Below are 14,992 nucleotides of genomic sequence, written 5' to 3' on the forward strand. Positions count from 1 at the left end.
TTCGGAAATGAATTTATAATCATTATCAACAGATATACTTAGATTTATAGCCCAAAATATAACAGATTTCGGGCTATTTTTATCGAGTCTTTCTTAACATTCAACATTTCTGGGTTTATGCTTACTAACAATCTTGCTTAATAGTTCCTTCATTTGCTCGTTGCGCTGAACGAATTCGTCAAAAATCCGAATAATGTTTTTGTTCATTTTCTTGTATTCATCTATCCATATACCCACTCCAACATTGAGTTTCACCAATCCAGCTTTTATATCCACTGGAAATATCCAACCGTATCCGTTAACTCCAAGAGACTTGTCAAAATAAATTTGAGCCAGTGAAAGGTAGGCTTGAGGGAAGTCTTCTGACTTGACTATCCAGTAAGCTCTGATAGCGATCGCATTCGCCTCGCCTGCATAGACTCCGCGTGCATCTATGATGAAATCAAAATCGTTGTACAGCTCCTGATGGTGGCGGTCGATGTTGGAAATCCTTTGGGTACTTGGCACACACCCTGCGTTTATAGCTCGTTCATAGAGTAGATTGTCAAATACAAACCTGGGGATGCAATACCCTTCAAGCTCAGTGGTCTGCATATGGTAATTTCCGTTGGAAACTCCAAGCACAAGCCCATTGATAGGCGTAAATTCAGACACCTTGCGTTTGATATCCTGCGGATAGATACCCATTGTGGACAATGCCTGGACTGACTGAAGACTGACTCCGTCTCCGCAGATTTTGTCTCTAGGAAAGCCCTCTTTGTCGATGAGGGTTACTTGATGCCCGCTTTTAGCAAGATGGTATCCTGCTGAGCATCCTGCTGGGCCTGCCCCAATAACAGCGATTTTGGACATAACTATGAGCCTCTTGCGACTTTATGTAGCGTTTCAGGTTGGTGCTGAGGGTAAAAGTGCGGGAGAAATACATCCTAATTCTAGGGTCTGACTGTTCAAACCGATGCGATCGCTACACAAGTAGTTAGCAGTAGCGAAGACGAGCCATCACCAGACGATTTAAAAAGAAAAAGAACGTCGAGCCACCACCCAGACTGATGAGTTGTCTGGCGATTCCTTGAACTTCCTTTTGTCTTCCCACTTTCTCATCTGCTAGATAAATGCCCAACAAGGCATGATTAATCATCTGATGAAAATTTGTATTGGGTAATTGAGCAACACTTTCTTTAGCCTTATTAACAAAGTGTGTAAAACGCTCTGTCATTTCATCTTTGTTCTTATAGTAAGAACAAAAATTTAGATCGCCGCCGAGGCTATCTTCCTCTTGATCTATAAGGTAATCGAGTAAAATATGTAGTCCTTGTATCCAGGGAAAATAACCATTTTTTACTTTCTGAATTAATTCTTCTGAACAATCTTCATGGGAAGCATAGGCGATAAGACAAAAAATTCCAAGGGTTGAGCCAGCACAGGCGGAAAATTCATACCAGCTCATCTCAGGAAGGTTTTCCTGATGCGATTTAAACCAAGCTTTTAGACGCGGAATGCGCTCTTCAACTTGCACATGCTTATGGACTTGTAAATCGCAATAATAACTGGCTAATTCATGAAGAGCTGAAGATATTTTTGGATAAGCTGGAAGCTGCCTTAACACAGTTTGACAAGTTTTAACCAGTTGTATTAAATAGCCTCCATCCTCTTGCTCCTTACGAAAACGATAATAATTTGTGCATTCTGCTTCTGGAGTTAAGGCATGAAAGATGGATTCATGAAGAGCGCGAAAATCCTTAGGATCGAGTGAGGTACTTCGGTCACACAAATTATCTAAATAATCGCTAATTGTTTGATAAGCAACAATAAAACGAATTGTTTCATCGCTGTGGTTTTTAGCTAACAATCCATAGATGGCACCTCCTGCACAGTGAAACGTTTTTGTCTCGATACTCATTAATGCTTGTTTGCGAAGTTCTGGGTCGGGTATTTGATTGGCTCGTTCTTTCCATTCCCCTAAATAGCGATGAACGGCTGGAAGTACATTACGGTAGATTCCTGACATCAACGTCCAGGGGCGAGTCGGAATTTTCATCAACTCAGACATAAGAATATTTTCCAAATTATTCTTGTCAATAAATACCTTTAAGAAGCAGTATTTATGCTCTTTGGGTTTTACTCACTATAAGAGGTTGTAAATGCGATAGCGTCTGCCTAATGGCGTGATAATTATTTTTTCTAATTACCTATTGTTAATCTGTTAACAAATCGGGAGAGATAAGTTGTTTTTGGATGGCTAAGACGGCGGCTTGAGTGCGATCGCGCACCTCTAACTTCTTCAAGATGGAATGGACATGAACTCTGACAGTACCAGGGGCAATGTAGAGAAGGTCGGCAATTTCCTGATTGCTCCGTCCGGCTGCAATCATTGCCAAGATTTCCTGTTCGCGCCTTGTGAGTGGATTTTCCGGTAATTTTTCAGCCTCTGATGGGGTAGAAGCAAGTTGTGCGTGCATAAAAGTAGATTGAATCTCTATGGTTGCTGCTTCGTCCCACCAGGAAGCTCCCGCTGCTACAGAACGGATTGCCAAGATTAAAAGTTCTGCCCTAATACCCTTGAGGCAGTAGCCTTTGACACCGATTTCAATTAACTTAGCAATCAGAGGTTTTTGGAAACGAGATGTTAAAGCTAGAATGGGTAGCTCTGGGCGTTGCTGCTTAAGTTGTTCACAAGTCTCAATACCACCAATTCCCGGCAATCCTACATCAAGTAGCACAATATCGAGTGGCTGTTGAAGAGCTAATTCTATAGCTGTCTCACCGTCTTCAACCTCAGCGACAACTTCAAATCCAGGTTCCTGTTGCAACCGCATAGACAAACCGAGGCGAAACAGTTCGTCATCTTCAACAAGCAAAATCCGTAGTGCATTTGAGGTCATCTTTACCAAACACAAGCAGCTAAAGCCGCATACAAAAGCAAAACTAGAAAGGGTGTGCCAAAATCATGCCAAATCACCTTATAAATCTTGCATTAAAAAGCTTTCGCTTCACAAGAAACAACAGCCGACTCCGGAGCCGGCTGTTACGGATGTATTAGGCATGATCTAGCTAACTCTCAATATGAAGCACCGATATGGCGGCTTATTGTCATTTCCATGAAGCTTCTGTGTTAACTAATCTCATCAAAGTGTGATGACAATTGTTCTGAGCGTTGATGCACAGGTAATCTGAATCCAAACGAAGCACCGCGTTGCGATCGCGAAGTAGCCTCTTTTGAGGAGAAACGATTTTTGCCCCAGACTGTACCGCCGTGGGCTTCGATAAGCTGTCGAGTTAAGTATAACCCCAGCCCAGACCCCATAGATTGGCGATCGCTATGTCCCTGGTAAAAGCGCTCAAACAAGCGCGGGAGTTCATCTGGTGTTATTCCCCGTCCATTATCGAGAATCTTCACCACCTGATAGTTAAAGTCAGATTCTAAAAGAATTTCCACTTTGCCACCACGAGTGCAATTGTTAATTGCATTCGTCAACAAGTTGCTAAAGACTCGCTGTAATTGTAGTGGATCTCCATTTACCCAGAGAGCGCGAGCGTTGGATTCTCCAAAAGTGAGGTTAATTTCCACTCGGCGCTTTGCGGCTAACTCTGATACTGTGGCGATCGCTTCCTCAGCTATAGCGACTAACTCAACAGGTGCCAGTTTTAATCTGACTCCCTCTGTATCGTTGCGATAGACATCCAACAGCGTCTCTATTAGCTCAAGTGAGTTTTCATGGCTCCGAGCGATCGCTGAGAACACTTTTTGCTGTGCGGCTGTTACTGCACCATATTTTTCTTGCTGCAACGAGTTCAATGTCTCAATTGCTCCGAGGAGCGGTGTTTTCAGGTCGTGGGTTAACGTTGACACGAAATCCTCTCGCGCACTAGCTAACTGCTCTTGTGCCTGTAGCTGCGCTTTGTGTCGCGCGAGCGCTTCTTCATGACGTAAATTGCGATCGCTCAGCCAACCTGTGACTATAAGTGCCAGCGCCATCAGCAAGCGGTTCATCAGGTTTGAGGAGTTCATCCATTCTGCTTTAGGGATGAACAGATTCAGAAGGGTGAAGCCGGTTGCCATCACCGTAGCTTGAACTGTTGCCGAGCGATTTAGGCGTGAAGAAGCCAACAAGATGGGCCCGGTATAGAGGAAACCCAAGGCATAAGGGGGTGGAGTAAAAAAATCTAAGACGATAATAATCGCAAATAATCCAACAATCAGCCAGACCCTCGTGAGGTGCTGCTCCTGAAGCCTAGGCATTTTAAAAATTGCTCTTAATCGCTGTAACATTGCAAGCCAATTTAATTTGAACTACTAAGCTGTTAAGCATTTAAACTGTGGTAAGAGCATCACCCTTGTTTTTAATCTTTCGTCCCCATTTAATAATCAACTCCCCTTCATTTAAAAGCTGATGCAATAAATACTCTAGCTCTTCAACCGATTTAAACAGCCGATTAGCAACGTATTCTTTTGTCGAATGCCAGACTAATTCAATTAAATTGTAATCTGGGCTGTATTCTGGCAGAAATCCTAAATGAATATTTGGCATTTCTGCTTCAATCCTCTTTATGTATTCTTCTTTTTTATGAAAACTTGCATTGTCAAGAATGATAACTATCTTTGCTCCTTTTTTAGCAAAATCTTTAGGTTGATTTCCAGCTTCTACCCATTCATTAATTAGCTCTTTATAAAAAATTATTAGCACTTGGTAAAAATTTTCTGCGTTCCCTTTATCTACAAACTCTACGAATCTTTTTTTATCTGAGTGCCTCAGTCCTCCCATTACATTAACTCTTCCTTTCCTCCTATCCCCTCTGACCTTTTTTCTGCTTCCTTTTTTACCCCAATTTTTTCTTCTTATAACTCTTAAACTAAATCCACTTTCGTCCCAAAACCATACCTGTAATTGTTCTGGGCTTGCTTTCTCTATTTTTAAGTATTCCTCTATCTTTTCTTTAAATGCTTTTCTTTTTTCAGGATTTCTTTTTGTTTCTAAACTATACTTTGCCCAGCGGTAGACGTACTTTTTTCTCTCTAATATCCTCCTAACCTGCGACCCGCTTAGTTGAATCCCAGTTATACTTTCTAAATATATTGCTAGTCTTTGCGCTGTCCATCTGCCAAAGTCGTATCCTAATTCTTCTGGCTCTTTATCTATAGTTTCTAAGAGGATTTCTATATATTTATCTGTAGCTTTTTTATGGTTTCCCCTCATCCTCTTATCTTTTAAACTTTCTAGATTGTCTGGGTCTCCATGAATACACCAGTAAGACACTTTATTTATTGAACAACCCAAAAACTCAGCGATTTTAGCTTGCGTTTTTCCATCATTAAGCAGCAACAGCATGAGGATTCTTTCTCGAATATATCCATTTTCCTCCTCCTTTAATGCTTTTTGTAGTTTCTCTACTTGCTCTCGATTGAGATAATTTTTCGCTGGCATCTTTCACTGGTTAGACTAAATTTACTTTTAAATCATACCCTATTTAAATGCTTAACAGCTTAATAGATACATAATAAAAGTAGATTTGATTCTATCTTAGGCAAGAAATAAGTGTTTAGTTACTATTTATATCTAGAGATATAAATAGTAACTAAACTGCCTAAACATTATTTTATTCTAAATATTATATTAATACATTTAATTCCAGCTAAACGCCTAACTATATCTTGATTTTACCGATGAGATGAATAATGATTAAATTATTGAACTCAAAAACAATTTGTTTTTCAAAAGTTGTTGGATAACTGAAGTAGTAGTCAAAGCTGAGCAACTTACAATTGTAGGTGCCTAGACATTATTTAAATATGACTAATTATTTCAGCTTACTCCCTTCTCTCTTCAGGATGAAAAACATTTATTGAACAAAATTGATGCTTTTAGGAGGTATTTATGCAACCCAATTCAAAGAGTCAAAAACCAGTTGGGTTAGTCGGGGCTATCTGTGGAACCTTACTCATTGGTTTACCAGCAATTCCTTTAGCGGCATCGGCAATGCCGGTTTCCAAGGTCAACCCCTGCCCTGGTATTTATTACGAAGAACCCTTTAATAGGACACACTTACCTCCCCAGGGATGTCCGCCTAATGCTGCTGCACAGCGTGTTCAAATAGGTGGGATTCCTAACAGAGCAGTTACCACAGACCGGAAGGTCTTTATGGAACCTCTGACCCCCGCACCAGCTCCAGTGGGTGTTATTCAGCCGCCTTTACCAGAGACTCGTAGTAATGCAATCGCTGTTGTCACACCTATTAATGGAAAGGTAGATGTGAAACTGAAAAATAACACCAACGCGATTATCTCCTATGAGGCAATTGGACATACTCAACGCCGATTTATACAAGGCGGAGAAGAAATTGTCCTGCAAGACTTGCCAACCCCAGTGACTATCACAACGGTTCGTCAGGATAAAGGGCTAGTGGATGTAGCTCCAATATCCACCTCCCAAGCAGGAATGTTAATGATTTCCTTGGATGAATCGAGAAATTTAGACGATAACTTGGGCGCACTGAGAATTCAAAGAGATGGTCAAGTCTTTTTGAACTAGCACAAGTGAAGCTTGGGTGAGCAGTTGATAGCGGTTGGAATAGATGCGATCGCATCGAAGCAGTAGGAAAAGAACTACTGCACAAAGGGAGCAGGTTCTCCCTCAATAACTACCAATGAATAGAGAATTTAAGGAGATTTTTTCAATGAACAATAGATTTAATGAAGTCCAGGTTGCCAGTTACGCATCTGTCCGTCGTAACGGCTTTGCTCAAGCATTGTCGAACGCCAAAGGAACAGCAATTGGACTGGCGTTCCTTGCTCTGCTTCTTCCAGCTTGCACCACTAACGATCCAAACGCAGGTGGCCCTACAGCTCAGACCAACGTTAGTACAGAGGAAGTTGCTGACCAAACAAACGAACTCCTTGGCAAAAGCGTAACTGTCAGAAGTGAAGTTGGAGAAAAAGTTGGTGCCAATTCCTTCACAATTACTGATGATGAGCTTTTCGGTAATGACAAAGTTCTGGTTATTAATGCTTCAGGAGCGCCCACAGTTCTCCCTGATGACATCGAACTTCAAGTGACAGGAAAGGTTCAAAAGTTTGTAGTTGCTGATGTCGAGAGAGAGTTCAACTTGGACTTAGAACCAGAGGTAGAGGTTGAATACAAAGACAAACCAGTAATCATTGCCCAATCAATTGCTCTAGCTCCTAAACCGGGTGAAGTGACCAAAAACCCCAGCGCCTTCTATGGCAAAGTTATTGCTGTGAAAGCTGAAGTCGAAGACATCATCAGTCCAGCTTCGTTTAGCCTAGACGAGGATAAGCTGACTAGCACCCAAGACTTGCTGGTCTTAAACAGAACCCCAGGCCAAACCGTCAACGATGGTCAGGAGGTTGTCGTAACTGGTGTACTCCGCCCGTTTGTTTTTGCAGACATCGAAAGGGATTACGATTTAAACTGGGATTTGACTGTGCAAAGAAAGCTGGAGGCGGAATATAGCCAAAAGCCTGTACTCATTACCAACTCTGTATTCCCAGCAGCAGAAGATTAATCCGTGGGCTAAGAATGTAAGAGGAAGCAAATTGCTTTCCTCTTCATTTTGTGGACTTGATTTTAGTGAAGCGGCTCTGTAAAAGGAGCGATTCGTGCTTTGCGATCGCTTCATTAAGGACACAACAGAGCCTCCTCAGAAAGTGGCACTGGATGGTGTCATGGGAACAACACCAGTTGAAATTGAGCGCATTCCGGGTAGCTTAACCATCTTCATGGCATTTTCTTACATGAAAATACATATAAAACTATTTATGATAAACTTCGGAACCTTCTCAGGAACCCAGAAAACTACTCCGGGTTGAGCCTACCCCAAGAGGGGGGTGCTTTCTATATTCCTTGTTGTTTCCTACTTTAACTCATATTGTGTAGCAGCCATAGTAGCACGTCTAGACTAAAATGCTGGGTTGATAAAATTCGCCAAATCAAAATTTTCCAAGATTATAGGCATTGCTTTACCAAACACATTAGGCTAGACGCGCTAGTAGGGATAGCATTGCTGCTGACTCTAAAAATATAACTAATTATACGTAGCCCAGTCCGAGGAAGCGAACTTTTAGAGCCATCTGGCAGTCTACAAAGATGATGGGTTCGCGTTGTCTTAGGATTAGGCTAATCAACATGATCAGGATTGCCAGGAAGCTGCAAGCAAGCAACCCGATAGGACAGATTAACAACTATTTTGGGAACTTCGGAGGAACAGATGGCATATCAAGATCAGGAAAAAAATAGAGATGCCCGAATCGCTGCAACTTCCAGAGTATGGGGGTTTGCGACAGTAATGCTGGGAATTTGTATTCCGCTTTCATCTGTTACTAGACATGGAGCAATTCTCCCAATAGCTGTAATTTCATGGGCAGCAATTGGCACAGGTGCAGTTTGGCAATCTTCTGATAAAAAATCTCAAAATAGCCTACTGCAACCTAGTAAAGTTAACGAGTTAGAAGAAAGGATTGCTAACTTAGAAACTATTGCTGCTGAAAGTGACGAGTTGGATTTGCACAAGAGAATAAAACAGTTAGAATCAAACAAATTGATTAGGCGACGAGGGTAAACACCGTATCTGTTCCAGGCTCAGCCTGGGTAGGAGGAAAGATCGTTGTTGTACATACAATTTGAATAGGGTTTACTTAACAATACTTGTAGTAAGGTTTGGATTTTTAGCTACATATCAGCTCCCCTTAAAAAGGGGAGCTAAGAGAAGGGAAGGTGTAGCGGGATGAATTGGTATTAGTCAGTCTTAACTACTAACGAATGACTGTTTGCATCAACTGCGTGCCTTCCGGAAGTTTGCCAGTACGCAACCATTCATCCATTTCGGCTGGAACCTTAGCAAGTTTTAGCTGCTCTCGCAGTGCAGAACCTTCCAGAACTTCTTTCTGTAACAGGGTTTGTGCTGTTTCTTCCAGCAAGTCCCGATTCTTATCCAGAATTGCTAAGGCGATGTGGTGTGCTGCATCAATTGTTTCCTTTACCTCCCGATCGATTTCTTCAGCCACTTTGGGACTAATTGCACGACGGGGGTTGCTGTAACCTTCGATGAACTGTTGTTGTGTTTTCTCAAAAGCAACTGGCCCTAATTCATCGCTCATGCCGTAGAGAGTGACAGCACGTTCTGCCAAATCTGTTGCTTTCTGGATGTCGTCACTGGCACCTGTGGACACTTTACCAAAGATTATTTCTTCTGATGAGCGTCCACCTAAGAGAGTGGCAATGCGACCGCGAATTTCATCTTCCACCATCAAGAAGCGGTCTTCTTCCGGCATTTGCAGAGTGTAACCCAGCGCTCCCACGCCACGCGGCACGATGGAGATTTTCTCCACTTTACCTGCTCCTGGCATCATAGCGGCGATGATCGCGTGACCAACTTCGTGATAGGCGACGGTCTTTTTCTCAATTTCATTGAGTACGCGCGATCGCTTCTCTAAACCAGCAACAACCCGCTCAATTGCTTCGTTGAAATCTGCCATTACTACAGCATCGCGGTTCTGACGTGCCGCCAGTAGTGCAGCTTCATTCGCTAAGTTAGCTAGATCGGCACCAGCAAAGCCGGGAGTACGTGCTGCAATTGTTACCAAATCGACATCAGGAGCTAATTTAATACCTCTGACGTGGACGTTCAAAATCGCTTCTCTACCAATCTTATCCGGTCGATCTACCAACACTTGTCGGTCAAAACGTCCGGGGCGGCGTAACGCTGGATCAAGCACTTCTGGACGGTTTGTGGCGGCGACGATAATCACGCCAGTATTGCCATCAAAACCATCCATTTCGGTGAGCAACTGGTTGAGGGTTTGTTCGCGCTCGTCGTTGCCACCGACAAAACCATTGGCACCGCCGCGAGATTTACCGAGTGCATCTAATTCGTCGATGAAGACGATACAGGGAGCTTGTTTTTTGGCTTGTTCAAATAAGTCGCGGACTCGTGCAGCACCTACGCCGACGAATAGCTCGATGAATTCGGAACCAGAGATGCTGAAGAAAGGAACGCCAGCTTCGCCTGCGATCGCTTTCGCTAAAAGTGTCTTTCCCGTTCCCGGAGGGCCCACTAGCAGCACGCCTTTGGGGATTTTCGCTCCCAGTCGGGTGTACTTACCCGCGTTTTTCAGGAAATCTACTATTTCTAGCAGTTCCATTTTGGCTTCATCGACACCAGCAACGTCATTAAACTTGATGCCAGTGCTGCCTTCTGAGTAAATTCGCGCTTTACTTTTTCCTACCGTTAAGGCAGCGCCACCAGCACCACCACCCCGGTTCATCAACCAACCCCAGATACCAAAGAAAATTATCGGTGGAACAACCCAACTCAGTAGTGTTCCGATCCAGCCATTATTATTTGGTGCAGGTGCGGCAAAATCTACGTTATGTTCGCGCAGAATTTTCGGCAAATCTAAATCGAGTGCTACTGGCGTGGTGACAAATACTTGACTCGGTGCAGATTCATTTGCATTGGCATCGGTTTTGAGTGAATACTCAATCCGATCGTTGCCAACAATCGCACGGTCAACTTTGCCACTTTGTACTTGATTGATAAAGTCGCTATAGGAAGCCTGCGGCAACCGAGGCCCAAAGCTAGGAATGATAAAGTTTAGCAGTACAAGGATTGTGAACAGAATCAGTAATCCGCCGCCAATTTGCCTCGGTCGGGAGGGTTTAAGCGATCGCTTGTTATTATTTTCAACAGGCATTGTAGATACGAACCTCTTAAATGTTTGCAAGAAAACAAGAGTAGCTTTCAGATTTCTACTTGCTGAAAGCTTTTTGCTGTCTTCGGGTGAGTAAGCTTTTAGAGCTTCGAGACTGATAATATGGTGAGGCTCTCTTAGCTATTGTAAAAAAGAGGATGCGTAAGCCTGGGTTCGGTGTCTACCCCTACAAGCATCCGTATAGCCGTACTTTAGTCTTTATATATTAAGTTGTATGACAACTCAGGCTGGATTTGTTCTCAAGGTGCTACTTCTCTCAGCTGTGCTGTCGATTTTGATTAAGTATGCTGGGCCCTATATTCCTATTCCAGCAGCAGGAACGATGTTTCTAGGGAACGATCCATTACAAGCGATCGCGCTTATACTCGTCTTTCTCCCCCCTCTGATCATGGCTTTTGCCCTCTGGCGGCGGGCATATCTTTATAAGGGGACTAGGGACTAGGGGCTGGGGACTAGGGGCTGGGGACTAGGGACTAGGGGCTGGGGACTAGGGGCTGGGGACTAGGGACTAGGGACTAGGTAAGACTTTTTCCTCTTCCCCAATCCCCAATCCCCAATCCCCAATCCCCAACTCCCAATCCCCAATCCAAAATTGGCATCCCTCCCGCGAAGCTAGGCGAAAGTTGCCGATATCGGCTAATCTAGCTGCATTGAGCGGGAATTACAGCCTGAGATAGCTTTGAGGCGTCAACTTGTGAAACTAGGTCAGCTAATTGGCTTTTTTGCCATAGTCGTTTCTTTATATATCCTGTGGCAAATACGGGATTTGTTACTGCTATTGTTTGCTGCTATTGTGTTAGCCACTGCCTTGAATCGGCTATCGCTACGGCTGCAACGATCCGGAATGCAACATGGCTTAGCTGTGTTGTGTTCAATTGCTTTGTTACTAGCCCTGATTGTAGGATTTTTCTGGCTAATTGTGCCGCCTTTTGCAGTCCAGTTTGAAGAACTAACACAGCGGGTTCCTCAAGGATTTGAGCGCCTGAATAATTGGACTGATTACTGGAGAGAGCGTGTTCCTACCCAGCTAGTTCCGTATCTACCGGATGTGGACAGCATCAGCCAACAAGTGCAGCCTTTATTAAATCGGCTATTAGGAGGTTCGGTCGCGTTTTTCTCTAGCTCTTTGGGCGTTATCCTCAGGGTTTTGTTAGTGCTAGTTTTGACAGGGATGCTATTAGCAAATCCTCAAGCTTACCGCAAGGGATTCGTGCGGTTATTCCCGTCTTTTTATCGGCGGCGGGTGGATGGAATTTTGGATCAATGCGAAGTTGCATTGGGAAGATGGCTTGGTGGCGCTCTCATTAGTATGAGTGTAGTAGCGCTGATGAGTATGGTTGGACTGTCAATTCTGCGTATACCTTCACCGTTGGCGCAAGGAATTTTGGCAGGAGTTTTGAACTTGATTCCCAATCTGGGCCCAACTATTAGTGTGATCCCACCAATGGCGATCGCATTGTTGGAAGCTCCTTGGAAATCTGTCGCTGTGTTCGGTCTTTACTTTGCCATTCAGCAGATTGAAAGTAATTTTTTGACCCCTTACGTCATGGCTCAGCAGGTATCGCTACTGCCAGCTGTAACTTTACTTTCTCAAGTGTTTTTTGCCACCTTCTTTGGATTTTTGGGGTTATTTTTGGCGCTACCTTTAACCGTCGTTGGTCAGATTTGGGTAAAAGAAGTATTAATCAAAGATGTTCTCGATCAATGGCGTAGCGATCGCAAAGAGGTTTTTGATGCCAAGGGTACAGATTTATCCGATGAAGCTGGTGAATTTGATCAAGAAACTGGAGTTTTGCCAGAAGCGAATCTACCCATCCATGACGAGCCGAATCTTGATGATGTGAGTGGCAAACATAAAAAGTAGCAATAAATAGCGATCGCTATCATCACCACTCCTCAATGAGAGAATAATATTGCTCTCTCAAATTGCACTCTTGGAATACGACAACACCTGTAAATATCTTGCCGAGAATTACCCAGCTGACTTTGCCAACTGGCTACTCAATGTTGATTTAGACATTGAGGTAATCAAAACTGAACTGGGTTTAGAACCGATTCGCGCTGATTCTGTCACCTTCCTGCAAGTCGCCAACCAAATCCTGCACCTAGAATTTCAAACCTTGGCGCAATCAACTCCTCCCCTCGACTTCCGGATGCTCGATTACTACACGCGGCTCAAGCGACAATATTGGTGTGAAATCGTGCAGGTGGTAATTTTCTTGCAAGCCACCACCTCAGAACTCGTCTTTAGACAGCAGTACGTAGACACGAATAGCAGACACCAATATCGCGTTATCCGTCTGTGGGAAGAAGATCCCACCCCACTCCTGGCAAACTCTGCTCTCTTACCACTCGCAACCTTAGCTCGCAGCGACTCCCCCAGAGCTTTATTAGAGCAAGTTGCCGCTGGGGTCGCTACGATCGAGGGAACCGCTGAGCGAAAGAATATCCTAGCTTGTGCAGGGGTTCTGGCTGGTTTGCGGTTTAAAAAAGATTTGATTCAACAACTATTGCGAGAGGAAATTATGCAGGAATCTGTTATCTATCAAGACATCCTCCAAAAGGGGGAGATGCGAGGTGAGCAACGAGGTCTGCAACGAGGCAGGGAAGAGGGCAGGCAGCAAGGAGAGGCGGCGTTAATTTTGCGGCTACTAACACTACGGTTTGGTGACATTAATCCTCAACTGCAAGAACAGATTCGCGGTTTAGCTATCCCTCAGTTAGAAGAATTGGCGGAGGCGCTGTTGAATTTCTCCAGCCAAAGCGATTTAGTCAGGTACTTGGCGACTCAGGAGCCATAATTTCAACAGCAGCACATAACGTGAACCGCTGAAAGGGGTCGCCCCAAAGGGCGTCGCAATAGAGGAAACTAAGGATGAGCAATCCCACCCTTCAACCTTCCCTATGCGAACTATCGCCGAAATTAACGACAAGATCAGCCGCCAATTGGCTGTTGTGTGGACAACAGAAGAATTAAAAGCACGGGTGGCAGAGGTGGGAGTCACCCAAGCCGCTAAGGAAGTGGATGTAATTACCACTGGCACCTTTGAGCCAATGGAGTCATCGGGGGCGATCATCAACTTGGGACACACCGATCCACCGATGAAAATTCGCCGTTGTTGGTTGGATGGAGTACCAGCCTACGCGGGATTTGGTGCCGTGGATCTGTATTTGGGTGCAACCGGGATGGTGGAATACGCCAGCACTGGTGAAGCACCAGATGGGGAAGAATCAAGAGAACGCGGTGGCGGCCATATCATAGAAGACTTGATTGCTGGTAAACCTGTGCAACTACGCGCCATCGGACAAGTTACAGATTGCTATCCGCGAGCGTCGTTTGAGACAACCATCACCCGCGACACGATTAACCAATTTTACTTATTTAATCCGCGCAATATATACCAAAATTTTATTGTAGGGGTGAATGGAGGCGATCGCCCTCTCTTCACTTACCTCGGCCCTTTGCAGCCCCGACTAGCAAATGCCGTCTATTCAAACGCTGGGGCAATTTCCCCCCTCCTCAACGATCCCGACCTGCAACTGATTGGTATCGGCACCCGGATTTTTTTAGGCGGCGGCATCGGTTACGTTTCCTGGGAAGGCACGCAGCACTTCCCTTTACAAAAGCGCTTACCAAATCGGACACCAATCGGCCCAGCAGCCACCCTTGCCTTGATGGGAGATGCTAAACAAATGAACCCCCGCTGGGTGCGCGGTTGCTACTTCAAAAATTACGGCCCTTCTGTAATGCTGGGTGTCGGCGTTCCCTTGCCAGTGTTGCACGAGCAAGTCGTCGCTAGTTGTGCAGTCCAAGACAAAGACATCGTAGCGCCAGTTGTCGATTTCTCGATTCCCCGGCGCGTCCGTCCCACCTTTGGCTTAGTGAGTTACGCCCAGTTGAAAACTGGACGGATCTCCATTGAAGGTAAACCCGTGCGGGTTGCCCCCCTCGCGTCTGTGTTTCTCTCGCGTCAAGTGGCGCTGGAGTTGAAGCAATGGATTGAGGCTGGGGAATTTACCCTCACTGAACCTGTTGCCCAGATTCCGATGGATCGGTCTTTTTTACCCCAAGACCGATGGGGATCTCAAATTTCCTTGGAATAGTCATTAAAGACTAATTCTCGTTCCCAGTCTCAGGGTGGTTTCATACAATCAAAGAAAATATCGAAAATTGCGACATTTTGTAGGGGCATGGCAATGCCCCTACCGCCAGCCAAAATCAACGTTACAGAGTTTTCTTTTAATAAATGAAACCACCCTCCTTTC

General features: G+C 44.5%; 14 protein-coding genes. 8 read left to right on the top strand and 6 right to left on the bottom strand.

Annotation, left to right across the window (positions count from 1 at the left end; genetic code table 11):
- Positions 1–93: 93 nt before the first annotated feature.
- The 5 genes from H6F66_RS10550 to H6F66_RS10570 all read right to left on the bottom strand — a co-directional run bounded on the left by H6F66_RS10550 (position 94) and on the right by H6F66_RS10570 (position 5,423).
- Entirely contained in the window at positions 94–852 is a 759-nt protein-coding gene (locus tag H6F66_RS10550) for an FAD-dependent oxidoreductase (RefSeq protein WP_190420924.1), read from the bottom strand.
- 124 nt (positions 853–976) lie between these two features.
- The gene (locus tag H6F66_RS10555; protein WP_190420926.1) at positions 977–2,050 is read right to left on the bottom strand and encodes a tetraprenyl-beta-curcumene synthase family protein; all 1,074 of its coding nucleotides are present in this window, start codon (positions 2,048–2,050) and stop codon (positions 977–979) included.
- Between the two features lie 145 nt (positions 2,051–2,195).
- Entirely contained in the window at positions 2,196–2,882 is a 687-nt protein-coding gene (locus H6F66_RS10560) for a response regulator transcription factor (protein WP_190420928.1), read from the bottom strand.
- 230 nt (positions 2,883–3,112) lie between these two features.
- Positions 3,113–4,240 (bottom strand): HAMP domain-containing sensor histidine kinase, encoded by a 1,128-nt coding sequence (locus tag H6F66_RS10565; RefSeq protein WP_199295211.1) that lies wholly within the window; start codon positions 4,238–4,240, stop codon positions 3,113–3,115.
- Positions 4,241–4,310: 70 nt separating this feature from the next.
- On the bottom strand, positions 4,311–5,423 hold the full coding sequence (locus H6F66_RS10570) for an IS630 family transposase (RefSeq protein ID WP_190420931.1): 1,113 nt from the start codon (positions 5,421–5,423) through the stop codon (positions 4,311–4,313).
- 450 nt (positions 5,424–5,873) lie between these two features.
- Here H6F66_RS10570 and H6F66_RS10575 point away from each other — a divergent pair, with 450 nt between their 5' ends.
- From H6F66_RS10575 to H6F66_RS10590, 4 genes are all read left to right on the top strand, one after another.
- Positions 5,874–6,527 carry a hypothetical protein gene (locus H6F66_RS10575; RefSeq protein WP_190420933.1) on the top strand — a complete coding sequence of 218 codons (654 nt, stop codon included), beginning with the start codon at positions 5,874–5,876 and terminating at the stop codon, positions 6,525–6,527.
- 145 nt (positions 6,528–6,672) lie between these two features.
- Complete coding sequence (locus tag H6F66_RS10580) at positions 6,673–7,521, top strand: hypothetical protein (RefSeq protein ID WP_190420935.1); 849 nt, start codon at positions 6,673–6,675, stop codon at positions 7,519–7,521.
- 94 nt (positions 7,522–7,615) lie between these two features.
- Positions 7,616–7,825: a hypothetical protein gene (locus H6F66_RS10585; protein ID WP_190420937.1), complete on the top strand. Its 210-nt coding sequence runs from the start codon at positions 7,616–7,618 to the stop codon at positions 7,823–7,825.
- Positions 7,826–8,223: 398 nt separating this feature from the next.
- A complete protein-coding gene (locus tag H6F66_RS10590) occupies positions 8,224–8,574 on the top strand; it encodes a hypothetical protein (RefSeq protein WP_190420939.1) in 351 nt (116 codons plus the stop codon).
- A 193-nt stretch (positions 8,575–8,767) separates the two neighbouring features.
- Here the strand turns inward: H6F66_RS10590 and ftsH are convergent, their stop codons facing one another.
- Positions 8,768–10,708 carry an ATP-dependent zinc metalloprotease FtsH gene (ftsH, locus tag H6F66_RS10595; protein WP_190420941.1) on the bottom strand — a complete coding sequence of 647 codons (1,941 nt, stop codon included), beginning with the start codon at positions 10,706–10,708 and terminating at the stop codon, positions 8,768–8,770.
- Between the two features lie 232 nt (positions 10,709–10,940).
- Between ftsH and H6F66_RS10600 the strand changes: the two genes are divergently transcribed.
- The 4 genes from H6F66_RS10600 (at position 10,941) to H6F66_RS10615 (ending at position 14,830) form a co-directional block, all read left to right on the top strand.
- Positions 10,941–11,168: a hypothetical protein gene (locus H6F66_RS10600; protein ID WP_190420944.1), complete on the top strand. Its 228-nt coding sequence runs from the start codon at positions 10,941–10,943 to the stop codon at positions 11,166–11,168.
- A gap of 252 nt (positions 11,169–11,420) precedes the next feature.
- On the top strand, positions 11,421–12,590 hold the full coding sequence (locus tag H6F66_RS10605) for an AI-2E family transporter (RefSeq protein WP_190420946.1): 1,170 nt from the start codon (positions 11,421–11,423) through the stop codon (positions 12,588–12,590).
- Positions 12,591–12,660: 70 nt separating this feature from the next.
- Positions 12,661–13,527 carry a DUF4351 domain-containing protein gene (locus tag H6F66_RS10610; protein ID WP_190420971.1) on the top strand — a complete coding sequence of 289 codons (867 nt, stop codon included), beginning with the start codon at positions 12,661–12,663 and terminating at the stop codon, positions 13,525–13,527.
- A gap of 103 nt (positions 13,528–13,630) precedes the next feature.
- Positions 13,631–14,830: a homocysteine biosynthesis protein gene (locus tag H6F66_RS10615; protein ID WP_190420948.1), complete on the top strand. Its 1,200-nt coding sequence runs from the start codon at positions 13,631–13,633 to the stop codon at positions 14,828–14,830.
- Positions 14,831–14,992 lie beyond the last annotated feature (162 nt).

The organism is Trichocoleus sp. FACHB-6 (assembly GCF_014695815.1).
Lineage (GTDB): Bacteria > Cyanobacteriota > Cyanobacteriia > Cyanobacteriales > FACHB-T130 > Funiculus > Funiculus sociatus.